We start from the raw sequence: 20,296 nt of genomic DNA, 5'->3' as shown, positions 1-20,296 counted from the left end.
CGTTCAAATTAGATTGCCTGTGTAATAAAGCCTCGGCTCTCAAGAACCTGAACCATTGCGGCTGCCGTATCTAAGGCTGTAAAGAGCGGTACCCCGTGTTCAATAGCAGAGCTGCGAATTGCTGCCCCGTCCTCATCAAACGTACGCTTGTTGCCAACTGTATTGACAATGGCCTGAACCTTGCCTGCCCGGACGAAAGCAGGAATGTCATTGGTATCATTGTCGCCGAGCTTATCGACAACCTGGGCCTCTAAACCGTTCTCAGCAAAGAAGTCAGCGGTTCCTTCAGTGGCAAGAATGCTGTAGCCGATATTGGAGAAGCGCCGTGCCAAATCCAAGGCTTCCTCCTTTGTGTCATCAGCAATAGTGAAGATGACATTTCCAAAAGAGGGAAGATGGAAATATGAGGCTTCGAAAGCTTTATAAAGAGCTTTTTCAAGGGTTGAGTCTGTTCCCATTACTTCGCCCGTAGACTTCATTTCAGGACCTAGGAGACTATCAACCTTGGCTAATTTCGTAAACGAAAAGACGGGTGCTTTCACATGAACATTTTGACTTTCCGGATAGAGGCCGTCTGTATAACCAAGTTCAGGCAGTGTGCGTCCTAAGATCAATTGAGTCGCTACCTGAGCCATTGCAATATCGGTGACTTTGGATAAGAAAGGTACTGTCCGGCTGGCACGAGGATTGACCTCAATAACATAAACCGTATCGTCTTTAATAACAAACTGGATATTCATCATGCCGATACAGTTAAGACCGATCGCTAAACGTTTGGTGTAATCAGCAATCGTTTGCTGAATTTCCTTCGAAAGTGTCTGCGGCGGATAGACAGCCATAGAATCACCGGAATGAACCCCGGCACGCTCAATGTGTTCCATAATTCCCGGAATAAGGACATTTTCGCCATCCGAAATAGCATCAACTTCACACTCACGGCCAACCAAATACGAATCAACCAGAACCGGATGATCAGGACTGGCCTTAACAGCTGTCCGCATGTAAGCGCGCAGGTCATCCTCGTTTTCCACGATTTCCATAGCACGGCCGCCTAAAACATAGGATGGACGTACAAGGACAGGAAAGCCAATCTTGCGGGCAGAGGCAACAGCTTCTTCTTCGTTGGTTGCTGTTTGACCGGGCGGCTGAGGAATGTTCAGATCTTTCAAGGCCTGCTCAAAAAGGTCGCGGTCTTCTGCGCGGTCAAGGTCTGCTACCTGTGTTCCCAAGATTGTCACGCCGGCTTTTGACAAGGGCTCTGCTAAATTAATAGCTGTCTGTCCGCCAAACTGAACAATAACACCTTTTGGCTGCTCTAATTCGATGACATTCATCACATCTTCAAAAGTCAAGGGTTCAAAGTAGAGCTTGTCTGAGACTGAGAAGTCCGTGGACACTGTTTCTGGATTGGAATTCATGATGATCGCTTCATAACCGGCAGCCTGAATGGCTTTGACCGAATGAACGGTAGCATAGTCAAACTCCACGCCCTGACCGATCCGAATCGGACCCGAACCTAAAACCAGAACGGATTCCTTGTCCGATTTGATAGATTCATTTTCCAGTTCATAAGTAGAATAAAAGTAAGGTGTTGCAGATTCAAACTCTGCCGCACAGGTATCCACCATCTTATAGACAGGAATGATCTGCTGATCCAGACGAAACTTGTGCACTTCTTCAGCTGACATGTGCCAGAGGTCGGCAATTTTACGGTCTGAAAAACCATTGCGTTTAGCTTCCCTAAGTATATCAGGATTCTTGATATGGCTTGCCAAGGCCTGCTCAATTTCATAGATATGCAGCAGCTTATCAAGGAAGAAAAGATCAATCTTAGTTAATTCTGACAGCTCTTCAATCGTGTAGCCCCGGCGGATAGCCTCTGACAGGTAGAAAAGCCGATCATCCTGAGCCTTAACGATTTTTTCAACCAAAGCATCATCTGTTACCTCAGCAAGCTCTGCCATTTCATTGTGATAAACACCGATTTCAAGCGAACGGCAGGCTTTGAGAAGGCTTTCTTCAATATTGCGGCCGATTGCCATCACTTCACCGGTTGCTTTCATCTGTGTTCCCAGACGGCGTTCCCCGTGTTCAAATTTATCAAAAGGAAAGCGCGGGATTTTGGCCACCACATAATCAAGAGCGGGCTCAAACATGGCATAGGTCGTACCGGTAACCGGATTGATCATTTCATCAAGCGTCAAACCGACCGCAATTTTTGCAGCCAATTTAGCAATGGGATAGCCGGTTGCTTTGGACGCTAAGGCTGATGATCTGGAAACACGCGGATTAACCTCAATGACATAATATTTAAAGCTGTTTGGATCCAGCGCCAGCTGAACATTGCAGCCCCCTTCGATTTTCAAAGCGCGGATAATGCTGAGGCTGGCATCGCGCAGCATTTGATTTTCAATGTCTGACAGTGTCTGTGTCGGCGCAAAAACAATGGAATCTCCCGTATGAATACCGACAGGATCAAAGTTCTCCATATTACAGACAACCAAGGCATTGTCAGCCGCATCGCGCATGACTTCGTATTCGATTTCCTTAAAACCGGCAATGGAACGCTCAATCAAGCACTGGGTTACCGGTGACAGTTTGAGACCATTTTCGGCAATCTCTCTGAGCTCTGCCTCATCGGCACACATGCCGCCGCCGGTTCCACCTAGGGTAAAGGCCGGACGGACAATGACAGGATAGCCGATTTCACCGGCAAAAGCTACTGCTTCTTCAACACTGTTGACAATATCGGATTCAGGAATTGGCTGTTTTAAATCTTCCATCAGCTGTTTGAAGAGATCACGGTCTTCAGCCTGATCAATAGCAGACAGCTTGGTCCCTAAGAGCTCAACACCCAGTTCATCCAAAATACCGGCTCTGGACAGCTCCATAGCCATATTGAGGCCTGTCTGTCCGCCTAGGGTTGGCAGCAGAGCATCAGGCCGCTCTTTTCTCAGAATACGTGTCACAAATTCGATGGTTATAGGCTCGATATAAACACTGTCTGCAATTTCCTTATCCGTCATAATCGTGGCCGGATTGGAATTGACAAGCACAACACTGTAGCCTTCTTCTTTGAGAGCAAGGCAGGCCTGTGTCCCTGCATAGTCAAATTCCGCAGCCTGACCGATAATAATCGGACCGGAACCGATAACCATGATTTTCTTTATATCTGTACGTTTTGGCATTTAGTTCTCCTATTTGCTAGCTCTCTGGTTAACATTAAATAATCATTCTTGATGTGAAAAGCGCTTCCAGCAGTAAATCTCTTCATTCACTCGGAGCATGGTTTCTTAGCCGCCTTTTAACTTTTAGCATCTTGCTGAAAGGCATCAATCATTTCTAAAAATTCATCAAAGAGGTAAGAGGCATCGTGCGGCCCCGGCGCAGCATCCGGATGGTATTGAACCGAAAAAGCCGGATAACGGCGGTGGCGTACCCCTTCAATGGATTTATCATTAATTTCTTCATGTGTGATGATTAAGTCTTCCGGCAGGCTTTCGCGTTCGACCGCATAACCGTGGTTCTGACTGGTAAAATCAATCCGGCCTGTGGCAATTTCACGTACCGCATGGTTAAAGCCGCGGTGACCGAATTTCATCTTATAAGCCGTCGCGCCATTAGCCAGACTAAAGAGCTGATGGCCCATACAGATACCAAAAATCGGAATCTTCCCCTGAACTCCCCGAATCATATCCAAGGCTTCCGGAACATCTTGGGGATTGCCGGGACCGTTAGAAAGCATAACTCCGTCCGGATTCAGATTGAGAATTTCCTCTGCAGTTGTATCATAAGGCACAACAGTCACGTTGCAGCTGCGCTTTGAAAACTCACGCAAGATGGAATGTTTGAGCCCAAAGTCAACGAGAACAATGTTTTTACCGATACCCGGAGCCGGATAAGCCGCCTTGGTCGATACCTGCTCAATATTATTTGTCGGCAGCACAGTGGCCCGCAGCTGATCCTGCAGGTGGCTTAATTCGTCTCCGCCGTTGGTCAGTGTCGCCTTCATTGTTCCATGATGGCGGATAATCTTGGTCAGAGCACGGGTATCAATGCCTGAGATACCCGGAATATTCTTGGCTTTCAAAAATTCATCCAAAGTCATCTGTTTGCGCCAATTGCTGGCCAGACGGGCATTCTCAGAAACGACTACTCCCTTACAGGTCGGGGTAATACTTTCATAATCATCACGGTTAATCCCATAATTGCCGACCAACGGATAGGTGAAAGTCAAAATTTGCCCGTTATAAGACTGGTCCGTAATAGACTCTTGATAGCCTGTCATGCCGGTATTAAAAACAATTTCTCCTGTTACATCAAGGTCTGCTCCAAAAGCCTGGCCTTCAAAAATTGTTCCGTCTTCTAAAATTAAAAGTCTCTTTCTCATATATGTACCTTTCAGTAAAATCAGCAAGTTCTCACTTTAGTCATTCGCGGCTGCTTAAGTAAAAACGGCTGACTGAAATTTTTATTTATCTTTTTTCAGAATGGTCACAAGATGTTAATCAGGTCTTTCCTTTCAGGATCGCCTCCAAAATAGCCATTCTGACAAAGACCCCATTTTGCATCTGAGCGACAATGCGCGATTTGGGAGCTTCCACCAGACTGTCTGCAATTTCCACGTCACGGTTCACCGGAGCCGGATGCATGATAATAGCAGAGCTTTTCAGCCGATCATAGCGAGCCTTGGTCAAACCATACTGCTCATGGTAGGTCTCTTTAGAAAAGCTTCCGCTGCCGTCATGGCGCTCGTGCTGGACGCGCAGCAGCATGAGGACATCCACCTGATCAACGATATCATCAATAGCAACATAATTGCCGTAAACATCAAACTCAGAAGAATACCACTCTTTGGGACCGGAAAAGTAAATCTGAGCGCCCAAACGCTTAAGAATCTGCATATTGGACTTAGCGACACGAGAGTGGGTAATGTCTCCTGCAATGGCAATCTTGAGATTTTCAAAGCTTCCGAATTCATCATAAATAGTCATCAAATCCAGCAGACACTGGCTGGGATGCTGACCGGAACCGTCCCCGCCGTTAACGATAGAGGTTTGAATAGTCCGGCTGTCAATCAGCTCCTTATAATAGTCATCCTGCGAATGGCGGACAACACAGATATCAACGCCCAGAGCACTCATGGTCAGAATCGTATCATAGAGGGTCTCACCCTTGTTTACAGAGCTGGTCTTAGCATCAAATTCAATAACATCCATCCCCAGCTTTTTCTCTGCCACTTCAAAAGACTTGTGCGTCCGCGTTGATGATTCAAAAAATAAATTTGCCGCAAAGTACTGCCTGTCCAGCGAAAAACGGACTTTTTTTTCTTTGAAAGCCAACCCTCTTTTAATTAAACCGAGCACTTCCTCATTGGATAAAATCTCCATGCTGACCAAATGCTTGAGCGACACAACACCATCAGTAACTATCATCAGAACCTGTCCTTTTCTTAAAGAAATTTCATATAGGCTTGCCTTCTATGCGGACATTAAATGTCTCAAAACACTTTAAAGTTTGCTGTTAATCTTCCTGAGCAAGCAGCAAAACATTGTCTTTGCCATCACTTTCTGTCATATTAACAACAATCTCTTCTGAACCGCTGGTTGGAATATTTTTCCCAACGTAGTCCGCACGGATAGGAAGCTCTCGGTGTCCTCTGTCCACCAAGACTGCCAGACTCACTCGGGACGGACGTCCGAGACTGACGAGATTATCAATGGCAGCACGGATTGTGCGGCCCGTGTAGAGAACGTCATCGACTAAAATCACATCACGGTCAGTAATATCAACCGGCATATTGGTTGTATCTTCCTCGATTTTAATATCATCGCGAAAAGGCTTGATATCAAGTTCGCCCAGCGGCACATCAATTCCTTCAATCTGCTTGAGACGCTCTTGAATGCGGCGGGCAATAAAAACACCGCGCGTCTTGATACCCGCCAGTACAATCGTATCGAGACTCTTATTGCGCTCAATAATTTCGTAGGTGATGCGTGTAATAGCACGCTTCATAGTGACACCGTCAACAATTTCTTTTGTTTTCATAGAATGCCTTTCTGTAAAAAATAAGAAAAAATCTCCTCATACAAGGAGATTTCACGAAATATAAGTACAGTTTCCCCTGCACTTTTTTTCTTACCGGCTCCTTGCCTGCCTCACGGGACAGTGTTAAAGGAATATTCATTTCATTCATTATAACATACTGCTTATATTTTTCAAGAGTCAGCTGTTTTTTATTGGTAAGAATCACTCAGCCAAGACCGAATAATTTTGATAAAATGGTCATCAAACCCAAACTATAGGCAAGAATGGCTGCCGGCTTGCCCAATAGGATAATGGTTATAAACTGTTTGTAACTCATGCTGGTCGTTCCGGCCAGATAACAGAGCAAATCATCAGGCGCAATCGGAAGAAAGATGGCCCAGGCAAAATATTTAGCAAATTTACTGTCCGAGTTGGTCCGATGTTCATAGCTTTCAAGCAGCTTAGGACTGAAGAAGGCCTCCAAAGCAGGCCGCCCAAACCGTTTGGCAATATGAAAGCCCAAAACAGAACCGGTGCAAATACCAATGTAATTCCAAATAAAGCCCCAAAAAGGACCAAAAATAACAACACCTGCTAAAGTGGAAACACCGCCCGGCAAAATAGGAATGGCTACCTGAATAATTTGCAGCAAAATAAAAATCAAGGGGCTCCAAGTGCCGTAACCTTTCATGGCAGCACGCAATTTTTGAACATCTGTCAGGTAGCCCTTATTGTAGAGATGAACAGTCAAAAAGATTAATGCTAAAATCACCAGCCAGGTAACTAAGCGCAAAACTATACGAACGTACTTTAGCTTTGTTTCTGTTTTTAAAGGATTGGATTTCTTCATGTCCCTATTTTAACAAAAAGTCAAAAAATATACCGCAATAAATTGTCAGCAAAAAACAAGGCAGAATCCAGAATCTGTCGGATTTTGCCCTGCTTTTTAGCTTAAATATTAAAAAAATTCTCTCAATGATGGCGCAGCTGATCTAAGGTCTCTTGGAAAACTGCTGGCACTTCTGCAGAAAAGCGCATCAACCGGCCTGTAACAGGATGGGTAAAGGCTAAGGTCTCAGCATGAAGAAACTGTCCTTGTCCTTTGAGGGTTTTCTTTGGTGCATAAAGCGGATCTCCGGCAACCGGATGCCCGATATAGGCCATATGAACGCGAATCTGATGCGTTCTTCCGGTCTCTAAAGTCAGCCTGACCAAAGTGTAATCATCAAAGCGCTCCACAACCTGAAAATGTGTGAGAGCAGGCTTACCTTTTGCCGTTACAGCCTGCTTTTTACGATCCTTGTCGCTGCGGCCGATCGGTGCCTCAATGATCCCGCGGTCATTAGGCAGACTGCCGTGCACAATGGCCAGATACTGACGCAATGATTTCTTTTCCTTTAGTTCATCCGCCAGAAACTGATGGGCTTGATCATTTTTAGCGATCATCAAAAGTCCCGAAGTATCCTTATCAATGCGATGAACGATACCCGGTCTTACCACACCGTTAATGGTGGACAGGTCTTTAATGTGAAAAAGCAAAGCATTAACCAGCGTTCCTGAAGGATGGCCGGCTGAAGGGTGAACCACCATCCCTTGGGGTTTATTGATAACGGCTACATCAGCATCTTCGTAGATAATATCAAGCGGCAAATCCTGCGGCGGACAGTCCAGTATTTCTTCCTGCGGCAGTTCATAAGTAACCACGTCTCCTGCCTTAACCGCATATTTGGCCTTTTGAGCTCTGCCATTAACCAAAACAAGCCCCGCCTTAATCTGTTCACCGGCTTGGCTGCGGGACAGTTCTGTCAAATCTGCCAGCGCCTTATCTAAGCGCGTTCCTGCTTCTTTAATGCGAATCTCCATTTTTTTCTTCTCTCCATAGGGCAACAATCAACAGCAGCACTCCGATACTCAAATATGTATCTGCTGCATTAAATATTGCAAAATCAACAAAATCAAGATGAACCATATCCACAACATAGCCCAGCCGCAAGCGGTCAATGAAATTGCCTATACCGCCGGAAATAATCAAAATCAAACCGGCCAAAAGCCAGACATTGTCAGACTGTATAAATCTGATAAGGTAATAGCCTGCTGCTCCCAGCACCACTATGGTAATAATCGTAAAAAACCACTGCTGATTTTCTAAAATCGAAAAGGCGGCTCCGGTGTTTTTCAAATAAGTAAGACTGACCACGTTGGGAATCACATTGACGATTTGACCCAAAGCTATTGACTTGACAACCCACATTTTGCTGAGCTGATCCAAGCCAACCAAAAGAAGAATGATAAAAGGCAGTAATAGTTTTCTCATAGGTTCTCCTTAAGGCTTATAGGTTTCAAAATAATTAAACATAACATTGATAAACTTCAGAGCACACGTTGATAAGGCTGTGCTGCTGCGTCTGACGTAAACCATGCGGTTGTCCAGCTTATCATCCAAAGGAATAACTGTAATGCCGTTAACACTGCGGCTGTCTAAAAATCCTGAGCCGGTTGCATAGGCGTCCGTCCGCTCCAAAATTCCATTGAGGGTTGCCCGGTCGGTAACATTGTAAATCAAGGAACTGCCAGTGGTATCAACCAGATTTTCAGAATAATAAAGGTATTCATCCTTTTCCTGAGTGAAACGAACCGTCTCAAGCCCTTCTAAGTCTTCCATGGTTAAGAGCTCCTTTTGAGACAGAGGATGGTTTTGGCGCAGATAAATATGCGTCTTAAAAGGAATCATTTCGACAAATTCCAGACCCAGCTTATCCATTTTCTGCAAAATACCCTTGCGATTCTGCTGGTTCATATAAATAATGCCGATTTCACTGTGACCCTCTGATACCTCATCCAAAATCTGAGCCGTTGTCGTTTCAAAAATTCGAAAGTCTTTATATTCCGGGTACTGCTTGGAAAAACTGGTCAGCAGAGGCGGCAGAAAGTCATAGTGCTGACTGGCTACCGAAAATTGATTATTGACACTGTCAGGCTTAGCATAGCGCTTTTCAAAAGAATCAAAGCTTTTAACGACCTCCAGTGACTTTTCATAAAAAGTCAGTCCCTGACTGGTTAAAACAGCTCCAGTCGTCGTGCGTGTAAAAATTTTAAAGCCCAGCTCCTGCTCCAAATCTTTGACAGCTACAGACAGACTGGGCTGACTGACAAAAAGCTTGGCAGCTGCTTCGCGAAAGGTGCCGCTGTTCGCAATAGCCACCACATACCGTAATTGCTGAATATTCATGATACTTCTTTCTTTTTTTAACTGCTGTTTCTATTATACAATAAAAATCACACTTTACACGTGATTTTCGCTTATTATCTTTGTTGGACAGACACTCACTGTTTTCCGGCACGTCGGCCACCTGGCTTTGCTGCTGCCGGCTTCAAATACCCAAGGATAAAAAAGAAGAGGGCAGCCTAAAAAGTAACTGCAAATACAGTTTTTTGACAAATAAGCGTCATCATCTCAGCAGCATTACAGATAGCTATCATTTACAGTCATTAAGAAGCAAAGCCTACGCAGCGTGCTATAATAAAGGTGTCGTCCAGCACTTTGCTTTAAAAGAAAAGAGGTTTTTATGATAAGACAAACTTACTTTAGACCGTATAAGGGAAAAATTAAGAAACACGGAACCTTCATCATGAGCGCAGCAGCAGTTCTTCTGGGCTCCTTAGCCGCTCCGGTTTTAGCTGAAGAGAAGGCTCCTGCACAAAACGGAGCGGCTGTCAGCCAAACGAGCGAAGCGGTTTCTGAGCCTGCTTCCGCTTACTATTCAAGTTCTGATTCAATTGAAGATTCAACGTCAGATGAAACTTCCGTTTCTGACCAAACAAGCGAGACTCAGCCGTCAACTGCCTTTCAGGGGGACCTGCAAGAGCAAGAAACTGTCACCACAGCAGAAACAACAGCTGCAGGCAGTGAAACACAAAAGCCTTCTGCCTCAGAAAAGAATCAAGTTTCTCAAGAACAAACGTCTGCTTCTTCTCAGCCGCAAACAGCTGAAAAAACAAGGCAGACATCTGCTGAAACAAGAGGCTTTGTCACTAGAGATGACGGGAAAACCTATTATCTCGATCAAGAAGGCCAGCAGCTTACAGGCTTTCAAACGATTGATGGTAAGACCTATTATTTTTCAGCAGACGGAAGCCTGCAAAAGGATCGGCTCATTACTGTAAACAATGACGTCTACTATATTGATTCACAGGGGCAGCCCGCTGTCAGTCAATTTATTAACAAAGCAGGCAGCTTCTATTATCTTGACGAAGACGGAAAAGCTCTGACAGGCTGGCAGACGGTCGACGGCAAACAGCTTTACTTCGCTGAAAAAAACAGCCCTCGAACGGGCGCTCAGTACAAGGGCAGCATATACACGATAGATGGTGACAAGTATTATTTTGATCAAGACAGCGGAGAACTCTGGACCAACCGTTTTGTCAATTATATTGGTGACTGGTATTATCTTGACGATCAAGGAAAGGTTCTCACAGGCTATCAAACCATCAATCAGCAAAGCTACTATTTTGATAAAGAAGGCAGACAGCTAAAAGGCATCGGTTATGACGATGACGGTCAGCTCATCTTGACCGACCGTCAAAGCGGGCTCCTGCTCAATGATAAAATAGAAAACAATCAATTCTATCAAAATGAGTCTAACTGGTACTACCTTGATGGCAGCAATCAGCTTGCCACAGGCTGGCAAACCATCAACGGACAACGACTTTATTTCAACAGTGATGGCAGCCAAGTTAAGGGAACTATGCTGGTTCTGAACGGCAAAAAATATTATTTTGATCCGGACAGCGGAGACCTCTGGACCAACCGCTTCGTCAGCCAAAAACAATACAGCGACCGCTACAGCAGCGACTATGATGTGTGGTATTATTTAGGCGATGACGGTGCCGCTGTTTCAGGATGGCAGACGATTGATAACAAGCAGCTTTACTTCTATTCTGACGGCAGTCAGGCCAAAGGACGCTTGATTCAGGACAAGGGTAAATTTTATTACCTTGATCCGGACAGCGGAGAACTCTGGACCAATCGTTTTGTTCACATCACACCGTCTAACAATTACTATTATCAGCCTGTTTTCAGCGGATGGCTTTACTTAGGAGCAGACGGCGCAGCTGTTTCAGGATGGCAGATGATCGATGGCAAACAGCTTTATTTTCAGCCATCCTATAACAGCAAACTGGGCTATTCACATCAAGAAAGCGGACAAATTAAAGGAGAGCTTTTTGAAATTGACGGCAGCCTCTACTATTTTGATCCGGACACTGGCGAAAAATGGACTGACCGCACCTTAGACTATAATGGCAAAACCTATCAGCTTGATTCTGAGGGCAAGGCCACTCTCTGGCAGCCTTAATAATCCATAAAGCAAAGGACAAACAAAAGGGGGCGAGCAAGAACCAAAAATTAAAATTTTCAGGTTCTTGCCCGCCTCCGTACAGTTGACTAGGTCGGTCGCTATCGCTTGCCCTATAAGGGATAAGAACAGCAAGCAGTGGTTCATTGGTGCTAAAGTACCTAAGAACTGTGCAGGGGTAAGACTAAGTTGGGGTAGCCAACAAGTCTTACTTCCAACCACTGCGTTAAGAGTTGCTTTTAAAGCATGAGAGCTGAGCGAAAATTCGCCCAGCCCTCTTTTTTATTTATTTTGCGATTGGGTAAACAGAAACTTGTTTTTTATCGCGGCCTTTACGTTCGAAACGTACCACACCTTCAACCTTGGCAAAGAGTGTATCATCTCCGCCGCGGCCTACATTAACTCCGGGATGGATATGAGTTCCGCGTTGACGGTAAAGGATTGAACCGCCTGAAACAGTTTGACCGTCGGCAGCTTTAGCACCGAGGCGTTTACTTTCTGAATCACGTCCGTTTGATGTAGAACCGCCACCTTTTTTGTGGGCGAAAAGCTGCAAGTTAGCAAGATTCATTTTTAACATAATGTTGTATCCTCTTTTCAATTAATTTTCGATGATCCTGACGGATACAAATTCGGATGAATTTTCCGCCAAATTAGTCATGCCTAAGAGAAAGCTGTCAAACAAAAGCTGTACTTTCTCATCTCTTTTGTGCGTTACATGTGAAAGATCAACCTTCATGTAACCACCATCAATTTCATTTACATCTAAAGCGGCCTTGCAGTCTGCCAGAGCTTCAAGCGAATTAACAAAATTCATCGCCAGAGCCGAAACAGCTGCACAGACAATATCAAAGCCATATTCACCGCTGCCGGCATGTCCGGTCAGCTGAATGCTTTCCGGCAAACCGTCATGACGAATAAAGGTTGCTTGAATCATAGAGCGAATGATTAAGCGTTGATAGCGCTGATAACAACTTTTGTATAAGGCTGACGGTGACCTTGTTTGCGGTGGCTGCCTTTTTTAGGTTTGTATTTGAAAGTAACAACTTTCTTTTGCTTACCTTGCTTTTCAGCAGTACCAACAACCGTAGCTCCTTCAACAATCGGAGTACCGACAACCGTTTTGTCGCCGCCGACAAGAACAACTTCGTTAAATGTTACTTCTGATCCAGCTTCAACATCAAGCTTTTCAACGTAGATTGCTTGCCCTACTTCAACTTTAACTTGTTTTCCGCCAGTTTTAATAATTGCGTATGTGCTCATTATGCACCTCCTATAGAATATTGTTTGAGGGCTTCCCTCATGTGAAGACTCGCCTTGCACCGTGAGTACGAAACTGCTTGGAACGGTGTTCGTGCGGTTGCACAGGATGTGCATTTAGTCAACTTTTATATTGTAACATGTTTATCTTTTCATTTCAAGCAAATAATCTAAATTATAAGGCATTTTTAGGCAGCTTGTTTTATGGAAATAGAAGCTACCATTTCAAGTCTACCAAATCTGTCATTTCTTTATAGGCCGTATCAGCTTTATCTTTCATCGCGTCATCCAGCTTATTGCGGTATTTGCCGCCCTTGATAAAATCTTCCAAAATCAAAACTCGGTAGTCCTTGTATTCATAGCCTTCAGCACCGACTTCGCCTTTTCCCCAAGACCAGACCATGGTTGGATGGGCTTTAACCGTTTTGATAGCTGTCTTACCTGCTTTTTTCTCAAACGTAACATCCATAAGCAGCCCGCGTTCTGTCCAATAATTTTGCAGATTTTCATAGGACTGATTAGAGATGAAATTGCCCATAGAATAAATGATGAACTTTTTTTCTCCGTCTTTTTTCAGGGTTTCAGAAGGCTCTGCTACATGCGGATGACCTCCGAAAATAACATCTGCTCCCCATTTAACCATCTTGTGGTAGAGCGTTTTTTGCTCAGCCGTCGGCTCAAGAGCATATTCCGTTCCCATCTGCGGCATAGCAATGGTAACATCTGCTTTCTTTTCAGCTTCTTTAAGCTCCGCCTTGATTTTCTTTTGATTGAGATTGGAAAGATGAGCTGCCCGCTCTTTTTTCGTCAGGTTGGCTTCCATACCGTTATAGCCGTAAGCATAACCCAAAATAGCTATTTTGATGCCGTTGACAGTTTTAATCAGAAATGTCTCTTTTGCTCGGTTTTTCTTGTAAATACCAATGGTACCCAGTCCCAAATCATTAAAAGTTTTTACCGTATTCAAGGCACCGGACAGCTGAGAATCAAGAATATGGTTGTGAGCTAAATCGACAACATCATAGCCTGTATCTTTCATAGACTTGGCAGCAGCCGGCGGCGCATTAAACAAAGGATATCCGCTCAAAGGAAAGTCCGGACTGATGGTCCCTTCAAAATCTCCAATGGCAAGATCAGCCTTAGAAATCCACTTTTTAGCATATTTAAAATAAGGATTGAAATCGTAAGAACCATCACTTTTTCGGGCACTCGTATAAAGGATATCATGATAGAGAATGTCGCCGTTTGCCACAACACGAGCCGTTTTAACGCTGTCATCCGTGCTTTTTGCCATCTCATTCGTATCTTTATCCATAAAATGATAAATCAGCAGCAGGATCAGCAAGAAGCTGAAACAAACTGTCAAAACAAGGGTTTCTTCCTTTTTGCGGTTCTTTGTAAACTTTTTCTTTTCCATTTCCATCACCCCTCCAGCAAGAGAAAGCGGCTTTCCAGCGGTTTTAGTTTATTATATCATAAATTGTTTCAAGCCAGTAAAGAGGCTAAAATCACAAAAACGGAACACTGTTTTTCTGTTGAATGCTGAAGCGCCTCCCAGTTTATAAATAGTTGCTTAGGTCAGTTATGGAATTTCAGCAGGCGCCTAAACCTAAAAAAGCCGGGATAACTCCGGCCTTGCTGTCCAAACAGCATTACAATAAATCAGCAATCAGATCGTCCACCTCATCCGTTTCTTGCGTCTTAGGTGTTATTTCTGTGACCTTAATGCCGGCTACTGCACGCGCAACCAAACCATCAACGTCCAGTCTGGACTCATACTGTTCCACATTTTTTATCTTGGGATTGGTTTTTGGCCGATCCGGGGCAAAAATGGTACAGCAGTCTTCAAAGGGCTGAATGGAAATGTTAAAGGTATCGATTTTTTCTGCAATATCAATAATTTCCAGCTTATCCATGGTCACAACCGGTCGGATAACAGGCGTAGCTGTTACTGCATTAATGGCCTGCATGGATTCCAAGGTTTGGCTGGCAACCTGACCCAGACTTTCGCCGTTGATGATGACCAATCCTCCCCGCTTCTCACGAATACGATCCGTAATCCGCATCATAAAGCGCCGTGTCAGAGTCATCAGATAAGCCTCCGGTGCTTTGGCTTTAATTTCTTCCTGAATTTCTGTAAAAGGGACTTCGATGAATTGAATATTGCCGCCAAATTTAGTCAGTTTACGAGTAAGATCATGAGCTTTTTTAAGCGCACCCGGGCTGGTGTAGGGAGGACTGGCAAAATGAACAGCCTCAATATCAACACCGCGCTTCAAAGCTAAATAGCCGGCCACCGGTGAATCAATACCTCCCGACAGCATGAGCATGCCCTTGCCAGCAGTACCTACCGGCAGGCCGCCGGCTCCTTTAATATTTTCATAAGACAGGTAAGCGGCCTCCTCGCGGATTTCAACTTTGAGAGTAATATCAGGATTTTTCATCTGAGCCTGTATCTGCGGCAAAGCCTCAAAGACAGCACTGCCCAATACTTGGTTGAGCTCACGGCTGTCAAGCTCAAACTGATGGTCACTCCTCTTGCTTGAAATCTTAAAGGTCAGTCCGTCACGGTAAAGACCGGTCATGATTTCCTGCACCGCTTTTTCCAAGACAGCAACATCTTTTGCAACCTTGTAAGAAGGAGAGAACGCCTGAATACCAAAGATCTGTTTAAGCGATTCGGCCACAGGGTGATAGTCCGTTCCGTTCAAATAAACATGGGCGCGGTCCCGATCCGCTGCCACCTTGGCATCGGGATAAACAGACAGGACATGTTTTATATTTCGTTTTAATTGATTGATGAAACGCATACGGTTTTTGCCCTTGGTAGACAGCTCTCCGTAACGTACCATAATTTCTGAATACTGCATAATATAAAGATACAAAGGTCCTTAAAACAATCACTATTCAGCAAAGCTGCAATTTAACGGCAGCGCTGCCTGAATTATCGACTTTTTAGAACCGTATTCTATTCCTTTCTAAAAATACACCGTTAAAAAACACAGGAAGAAAATACTGATCAGCTTAGTGCACAGAACTCTTTTTTAGATATTCAACATCTCAGCTCTGTGTTTGATTTTTTCCGGCTTTGCATGGTTTAAGCTGGAGGTTACCTGACTTTTTTGGTCTGTTGGTATATCTGCTTAAAAACGGTCAAAAACTGTTCAGCCTGGCTCATATCATTATCATCGTCCAGACTGATCCGAACAGCGGTCTGAGCCAATTTGGCAGGTATGCCCATTGAAATCAGGGTCCCTGCAGGTTTGCCCGCTTTTGATGAGCAGGCACTGGTTGTCGACACATAAATATCATAATCTTCAAAAGCATGCACCAATACCTCACCGCGGACACCCTTAACGCCAAAAGTCAGAATATTAGGCGCAAACTGATCATTTCCTGAAAAAAGGGTAACATCATCATAGCCAGACAAACTGTTTGCAAGAGTCTCTTTGATTGCGTGAAGCTTTTTTTGTGCTGCTGCTTCTTTATCAAGCACCATTCTCAAAGCTTTGGCAGTTGCTGCAATACCGGCCACATTTTCAGTCGTGCTTCTGAGCCCTGCTTCCTGCCCGCCGCCGTTTAAAAGGGGAGAAATCCGCTTGCCCGCTTTTTTATAGACAAAGCCAACCCCACGCACCGAATGAAACTTATGACCGGAAAAAGTGGCAAAATCAACACGGTCAGTCAGATAAACGTCCCTTGCAACCTTACCAACAGCCTGAACAGCATCAACGTGGAAAGAAATGGTCGGCTTATCAGCCAGGAGCTTAGAAATAGCTTCAATCGGCTGAACAGAACCAATTTCATTGTTAACAGCCATGACAGAGACAAGGATTGTCTCAGGTCTGATTAAGTCAGCCAAAGCCTTGACATCAACGAAACCCTTGGCATCAACAGGAGCAAAATCAACTTCAAAGCTCTGACTTTGCAGCCATTTGGCAGATTCTTTGACAGCCGGGTGTTCAATATCAGAAACGATGATGTGTTTGCCATAGTGCTTTTTCTCAAAAGCCACACCTTTAATGACCCAATTATCACCTTCCGTTCCGCCGGACGTGAAAAAAATCTCCTCGGCAGACTTGCCCAAAAGATCTGCAATCTGCTGTCTGGAGGCCTGCAAAATCCGCGTTGCCTGGCTGCCCAAACGGTGCAGGCTGGAGGGATTTCCAAAAACCTTTGCTGCCGCTTCCTCATAGGTTTTGATTACCTCCGGATAAGGAAGCGTAGTCGCTGAATTATCAAAATAAATCATTCTTATCACCTTTTTTAATACAATAGCTACATTATATCATATTTCCTTATACTTCTTTCGAAAATAAGAACGACTTTTTTTATGGCTTTTTTAGGGAAAAAGCGTATAATATTATAAAAAAGGAGGAAACATGGCAAACAATTATTCTCGTCGTCAACAACCTAATAAAAATCCTAAAGGACAAAACCGCAGACGTCCGACTGAACATATCAAAACCGGCTTTTCAGCCCTTCAAAAGACAGTTGCTATTGTCGCTGGGGTTCTGGGTATTATCACAGCCTTGATTACTATCAACAATTACCGCAACAATGCCAACAGCGATAAAAACGATACGACTTCTAAAACCACTATTATCAAAGAAAAAGAAGTCGATAATTCAGATGCAGGCAACAGTGGCAATGCTGATAGTGCTCAGGCCGGCGAAGCTGCTGACAGCAACGCTGCCGGCAACAGTAACAATTCTGCTGCTCAAAATCAAGCGGCAACGACAGTCGCAGACGACAGTGACAGCAATGCTGCTGCTCAAGACCAAGCAGACAGTCAGGCACCGGCAGCTAATAACCAGCAACAAGATCAGCAAAACAACGCTGACAGTGCTGCCAATACTGCTCAATAATTTCAAAAGGCGGGGGAATAACATTTCCTAGCCTTTTTATTTGGTCCAAGCTTTGTCATCTTTTGACCTTGTCCATCAGAGATAATGATATAATAAAATGAATCAAAACTATCAAAGGATAAGATATGAACTATCAGCAAACACTGGAATGGATCCATTCTTTCAAAGCCAATGGACGCAGGCCTGATTTAAAACGGATGGCCTTTCTTCTTGAAAACGTCGGCAATCCTCAGCAAAATCTCTCTGCAGTCCATATCGTCGGCACCAACGGCAAGGGGTCTACTGTCAGCTTCCTCCAGCATATACTGACTGGAGCCGGTTATAAAACAGGAACATTTACGTCCCCTTTTATTACTCATTTCAATGAACGCATCGCAATTAACGGACAGCCCATTTCGGATGACGACCTCACTCACCTGGCTCAAACAGTAAGGCTTCTTGTTGACAAGCTGCAAAACACTTCTTCGCTCGGTCAGCCAACCGAGTTTGAAATCATTACCTTTATGATGTTTGTTTACTTTGGACAGATAAATCCGGTTGACATTGCTCTGATTGAAGCAGGCATTGGAGGACTGCACGACTCTACCAATGTTTTCAAGGCTTTGGCTTTTGTCTGTCCTTCCATCAGCAAAGACCATACAGAAACACTGGGCAACAGCCTGACAGAAATTGCACAGCAAAAACTCGGTGCACTTGACCAAAAAGTCCCTCTCATCTTTGGACCGATGACAGATGAGCTCAAGCCTGTCTTTTACCAAACTGCTCAGCAAATGAAAAGTCCTGCTTATGAATTTGGGAAAGATTTTTCAATTAACGAGAAAGGCAAAACATTTGATTTTAGCAGTAAACTGGCAGCTATTGCCGATATTCGTTTGAAAATGCCGGGCCGCCATCAAAAAATCAATGCCAGTCTGGCTGCCATGACCAGCCTCATTCTTTCTCAAAGATTTCCCAAACTGACGCCGGACGTCATAAAAACGGGACTTCAGTCAGCCTTATGGCTGGGGCGAAGCGAATTGATTGCAGACAATCTGCTGCTTGACGGCGCTCACAATGAAGACAGCATTAAAAAACTAATTCAGCTGCTCGAAGACGAATTTCCTGACAAAACAATTCATATTCTCTTTGCCGGCCTGAAGAGAAAACCGCTGGAAGAGATGCTGAAGCTCCTTGCCTCCTTTAATGTTACACTGACCACTTTCTCTTTTTATGAAGCCCAGCCGCTGCAGGATTACCCTGACGGCTATCCCAAGATAAAAGACTACCGTGCTTGGCTGAAGCAGGCTGAGAAGTCCGATGATCTCTTTGTTGTAACGGGCTCGCTCTATTTCATTTCAGAAGTCAGACATTATCTGCTTAAAAAAACAAGGCTCAGCTGAACCTTGTTTTTATTCTTAGCGCATGGTGACAAACTCTTCAGCCCCTGTCGGATGAATGGCCACCGTATTGTCAAAATCAGCCTTGGTAGCTCCCATTTTAATCGCGACAGCAAAACCTTGAATCATCTCATCTACACCGTAGCCGATGCCGTGCAGACCGACAACTTTTTCATCCGGTCCAACTGTCACCAGTTTCATCTTGCAAGCCTGACGGTGGCTGGTAATTGCTGTATACATGGAAGTGAAGGCTGATCGATAAACTTTTACTTCCTGCTCACCGTATTTAGCCAGAGCAGCTTCTTCTGACAGCCCAACCGAACCGATAGCTGGGTGACTGAAAATAACCGTTGGCACATTATTGTAGTCTAATTTTTCTTTGGGCTTATTGTTAAACAGACGCTCTGACAAACGGCGGCCTGCCGCTACTGCAACAGGGGTCAGCTCCAACTTGCCATTGACATCTCCCAGTGCATAAAGCCCTTCAACATTGGTATTTTCAAATTCATCCGTGGCAATAAAACCTTTTCTATTAAGAGCAACGCCTGTTGCTTCTAAATTAAAGCCTTTGGTGTTTGCCTTACGTCCAATTGCCCAAATCAGCGTGTCAACTGTGTATTCTTCGCCGTTTTCCAAAACCAAAGTCAAACTGCTATCCGCGTTCTTAATGACTTCCTTCGGCACAGCAAAAGTATGCAGTTCAGGACCGTCTTCTTTCATACTGTCAACCAGTGTCTCAACAATCTCCTTATCAAATTTTCGGAGAGGACGGTCACGGCGGACAAAAAGATGCGTCTGACTGCCTAAGGCATGAAGGACACCAGCCAGCTCAACAGCTATATAGCCGGCACCGACAACAGCTGTACGTTTGGGAACGGCATCTAATTCAAAAAAACCATCCGAAGTAATGCCATATTCTTTACCCGGAATGTCAGGAAGAAGAGCGTGTCCGCCCGTCGCAATTAAAATGTGCGGTGCTGTATAGCGTTCTCCTCCTGATTCGACCGTATGACTGTCCACAAAAGTCGCATAGTCATACACACGGTCAACCCCGTTATTGTCAAAACCACGTTCGTAAGAGGCGTGGATGCGGTCAATATAAGCCTGACGATTTTTCTTTAACACTTGAAAATCAAAAGCTTTTTCTCCTATATCAAAGCCGTAGTCTGACGCATAGGTGTTAATCGTGTCCGCAACCTGCGCACCATACCACATGACCTTTTTGGGAACACAGCCAACATTAACACAGGTTCCGCCGACTTCCTTAGCTTCAAAAAGAACAACTTTAGCACCGTGCATTGCAGCACGGTTGGCAGAGGCAATCCCTCCGGAACCGCCGCCGATAACAATATAATCATATTGTTTTGTCATACAAACAACTCCTTGATTTCATAATAGAATTACTGTATCA

18 protein-coding genes and 1 other annotated feature are annotated in these 20,296 nt (G+C 44.5%); of the genes, 3 read left to right on the top strand and 15 right to left on the bottom strand.

Features of this window, described 5'->3' with window-relative positions; genetic code table 11:
• Window positions 1–8: 8 nt before the first annotated feature.
• The 8 genes from carB to AC4HAF_RS08030 all read right to left on the bottom strand — a co-directional run bounded on the left by carB (window position 9) and on the right by AC4HAF_RS08030 (window position 9,256).
• Window positions 9–3,188 (bottom strand): carbamoyl-phosphate synthase large subunit, encoded by a 3,180-nt coding sequence (gene carB, locus AC4HAF_RS08065; protein ID WP_491097342.1) that lies wholly within the window; start codon window positions 3,186–3,188, stop codon window positions 9–11.
• Between the two features lie 116 nt (window positions 3,189–3,304).
• On the bottom strand, window positions 3,305–4,390 hold the full coding sequence (locus tag AC4HAF_RS08060; RefSeq protein ID WP_491097341.1) for a carbamoyl phosphate synthase small subunit: 1,086 nt from the start codon (window positions 4,388–4,390) through the stop codon (window positions 3,305–3,307).
• Between the two features lie 118 nt (window positions 4,391–4,508).
• Window positions 4,509–5,435, bottom strand: coding sequence for an aspartate carbamoyltransferase catalytic subunit (locus AC4HAF_RS08055; RefSeq protein ID WP_491097340.1), 927 nt, complete (start codon window positions 5,433–5,435; stop codon window positions 4,509–4,511).
• A gap of 88 nt (window positions 5,436–5,523) precedes the next feature.
• Complete coding sequence (gene pyrR, locus AC4HAF_RS08050) at window positions 5,524–6,048, bottom strand: bifunctional pyr operon transcriptional regulator/uracil phosphoribosyltransferase PyrR (RefSeq protein WP_491097339.1); 525 nt, start codon at window positions 6,046–6,048, stop codon at window positions 5,524–5,526.
• A gap of 205 nt (window positions 6,049–6,253) precedes the next feature.
• Window positions 6,254–6,826, bottom strand: a complete 573-nt coding sequence (locus AC4HAF_RS08045) for a TVP38/TMEM64 family protein (RefSeq protein ID WP_491097362.1) — start codon at window positions 6,824–6,826, stop codon at window positions 6,254–6,256.
• A 173-nt stretch (window positions 6,827–6,999) separates the two neighbouring features.
• Window positions 7,000–7,890 (bottom strand): RluA family pseudouridine synthase, encoded by an 891-nt coding sequence (locus AC4HAF_RS08040; protein WP_491097338.1) that lies wholly within the window; start codon window positions 7,888–7,890, stop codon window positions 7,000–7,002.
• Entirely contained in the window at window positions 7,874–8,341 is a 468-nt protein-coding gene (gene lspA / locus AC4HAF_RS08035; protein WP_491097337.1) for a signal peptidase II, read from the bottom strand. The genes AC4HAF_RS08040 and lspA overlap by 17 nt, the downstream gene beginning before the upstream one ends.
• A 9-nt stretch (window positions 8,342–8,350) precedes the next feature.
• Window positions 8,351–9,256 (bottom strand): LysR family transcriptional regulator, encoded by a 906-nt coding sequence (locus AC4HAF_RS08030; protein ID WP_491097336.1) that lies wholly within the window; start codon window positions 9,254–9,256, stop codon window positions 8,351–8,353.
• A gap of 337 nt (window positions 9,257–9,593) precedes the next feature.
• Between AC4HAF_RS08030 and AC4HAF_RS08025 the strand changes: the two genes are divergently transcribed.
• On the top strand, window positions 9,594–11,381 hold the full coding sequence (locus tag AC4HAF_RS08025) for a hypothetical protein (protein ID WP_491097335.1): 1,788 nt from the start codon (window positions 9,594–9,596) through the stop codon (window positions 11,379–11,381).
• Window positions 11,382–11,667: 286 nt separating this feature from the next.
• Here AC4HAF_RS08025 and rpmA read toward each other — a convergent pair whose 3' ends face one another.
• From rpmA to AC4HAF_RS07995, 6 genes are all read right to left on the bottom strand, one after another.
• On the bottom strand, window positions 11,668–11,961 hold the full coding sequence (gene rpmA / locus AC4HAF_RS08020; RefSeq protein ID WP_491090643.1) for a 50S ribosomal protein L27: 294 nt from the start codon (window positions 11,959–11,961) through the stop codon (window positions 11,668–11,670).
• Window positions 11,962–11,982: 21 nt separating this feature from the next.
• The gene (locus AC4HAF_RS08015) at window positions 11,983–12,318 is read right to left on the bottom strand and encodes a ribosomal-processing cysteine protease Prp (RefSeq protein WP_491097334.1); all 336 of its coding nucleotides are present in this window, start codon (window positions 12,316–12,318) and stop codon (window positions 11,983–11,985) included.
• A gap of 11 nt (window positions 12,319–12,329) precedes the next feature.
• Complete coding sequence (rplU, locus tag AC4HAF_RS08010) at window positions 12,330–12,644, bottom strand: 50S ribosomal protein L21 (RefSeq protein WP_491090645.1); 315 nt, start codon at window positions 12,642–12,644, stop codon at window positions 12,330–12,332.
• A gap of 35 nt (window positions 12,645–12,679) precedes the next feature.
• Window positions 12,680–12,753: a sequence feature (ribosomal protein L21 leader region), on the bottom strand.
• A 105-nt stretch (window positions 12,754–12,858) separates the two neighbouring features.
• On the bottom strand, window positions 12,859–14,058 hold the full coding sequence (locus AC4HAF_RS08005; RefSeq protein ID WP_491097333.1) for a CapA family protein: 1,200 nt from the start codon (window positions 14,056–14,058) through the stop codon (window positions 12,859–12,861).
• A 235-nt stretch (window positions 14,059–14,293) separates the two neighbouring features.
• Window positions 14,294–15,511, bottom strand: a complete 1,218-nt coding sequence (thiI, locus tag AC4HAF_RS08000) for a tRNA uracil 4-sulfurtransferase ThiI (RefSeq protein WP_491097332.1) — start codon at window positions 15,509–15,511, stop codon at window positions 14,294–14,296.
• A 239-nt stretch (window positions 15,512–15,750) separates the two neighbouring features.
• On the bottom strand, window positions 15,751–16,893 hold the full coding sequence (locus tag AC4HAF_RS07995; RefSeq protein ID WP_491097331.1) for a cysteine desulfurase family protein: 1,143 nt from the start codon (window positions 16,891–16,893) through the stop codon (window positions 15,751–15,753).
• Window positions 16,894–17,023: 130 nt separating this feature from the next.
• Here AC4HAF_RS07995 and AC4HAF_RS07990 point away from each other — a divergent pair, with 130 nt between their 5' ends.
• Both AC4HAF_RS07990 and AC4HAF_RS07985 read left to right on the top strand, forming a co-directional pair.
• Window positions 17,024–17,509 (top strand): DUF6556 family protein, encoded by a 486-nt coding sequence (locus AC4HAF_RS07990; RefSeq protein ID WP_491097330.1) that lies wholly within the window; start codon window positions 17,024–17,026, stop codon window positions 17,507–17,509.
• 125 nt (window positions 17,510–17,634) lie between these two features.
• Window positions 17,635–18,888 carry a bifunctional folylpolyglutamate synthase/dihydrofolate synthase gene (locus AC4HAF_RS07985; RefSeq protein ID WP_491097329.1) on the top strand — a complete coding sequence of 418 codons (1,254 nt, stop codon included), beginning with the start codon at window positions 17,635–17,637 and terminating at the stop codon, window positions 18,886–18,888.
• A gap of 15 nt (window positions 18,889–18,903) precedes the next feature.
• Here the strand turns inward: AC4HAF_RS07985 and gorA are convergent, their stop codons facing one another.
• Complete coding sequence (gene gorA / locus AC4HAF_RS07980; RefSeq protein ID WP_491097328.1) at window positions 18,904–20,256, bottom strand: glutathione-disulfide reductase; 1,353 nt, start codon at window positions 20,254–20,256, stop codon at window positions 18,904–18,906.
• Window positions 20,257–20,296: the final 40 nt, after the last annotated feature.

It is taken from the genome of Streptococcus sp. ELY_90, assembly GCF_058314475.1.
Note: the sequence above shows the minus strand (reverse complement) of the source record. Positions and strands in the feature narration are given on the sequence as shown.

Coding starts and splice junctions, on each gene's coding strand:
- AC4HAF_RS08055 (WP_491097340.1), bottom strand. CDS start 5,435: ATGATAGTTACTGATGGTGTTGTGTCGCTCAAGCATTTGGTCAGCATG.
- AC4HAF_RS08040 (WP_491097338.1), bottom strand. CDS start 7,890: ATGGAGATTCGCATTAAAGAAGCAGGAACGCGCTTAGATAAGGCGCTG.
- lspA (WP_491097337.1), bottom strand. CDS start 8,341: ATGAGAAAACTATTACTGCCTTTTATCATTCTTCTTTTGGTTGGCTTG.
- thiI (WP_491097332.1), bottom strand. CDS start 15,511: ATGCAGTATTCAGAAATTATGGTACGTTACGGAGAGCTGTCTACCAAG.
- pyrR (WP_491097339.1), bottom strand. CDS start 6,048: ATGAAAACAAAAGAAATTGTTGACGGTGTCACTATGAAGCGTGCTATT.
- AC4HAF_RS07995 (WP_491097331.1), bottom strand. CDS start 16,893: ATGATTTATTTTGATAATTCAGCGACTACGCTTCCTTATCCGGAGGTA.
- AC4HAF_RS08005 (WP_491097333.1), bottom strand. CDS start 14,058: ATGGAAAAGAAAAAGTTTACAAAGAACCGCAAAAAGGAAGAAACCCTT.
- AC4HAF_RS07990 (WP_491097330.1), top strand. CDS start 17,024: ATGGCAAACAATTATTCTCGTCGTCAACAACCTAATAAAAATCCTAAA.
- carB (WP_491097342.1), bottom strand. CDS start 3,188: ATGCCAAAACGTACAGATATAAAGAAAATCATGGTTATCGGTTCCGGT.
- AC4HAF_RS08015 (WP_491097334.1), bottom strand. CDS start 12,318: ATGATTCAAGCAACCTTTATTCGTCATGACGGTTTGCCGGAAAGCATT.
- AC4HAF_RS08060 (WP_491097341.1), bottom strand. CDS start 4,390: ATGAGAAAGAGACTTTTAATTTTAGAAGACGGAACAATTTTTGAAGGC.
- gorA (WP_491097328.1), bottom strand. CDS start 20,256: ATGACAAAACAATATGATTATATTGTTATCGGCGGCGGTTCCGGAGGG.
- rplU (WP_491090645.1), bottom strand. CDS start 12,644: ATGAGCACATACGCAATTATTAAAACTGGCGGAAAACAAGTTAAAGTT.
- AC4HAF_RS07985 (WP_491097329.1), top strand. CDS start 17,635: ATGAACTATCAGCAAACACTGGAATGGATCCATTCTTTCAAAGCCAAT.
- AC4HAF_RS08030 (WP_491097336.1), bottom strand. CDS start 9,256: ATGAATATTCAGCAATTACGGTATGTGGTGGCTATTGCGAACAGCGGC.
- AC4HAF_RS08025 (WP_491097335.1), top strand. CDS start 9,594: ATGATAAGACAAACTTACTTTAGACCGTATAAGGGAAAAATTAAGAAA.
- rpmA (WP_491090643.1), bottom strand. CDS start 11,961: ATGTTAAAAATGAATCTTGCTAACTTGCAGCTTTTCGCCCACAAAAAA.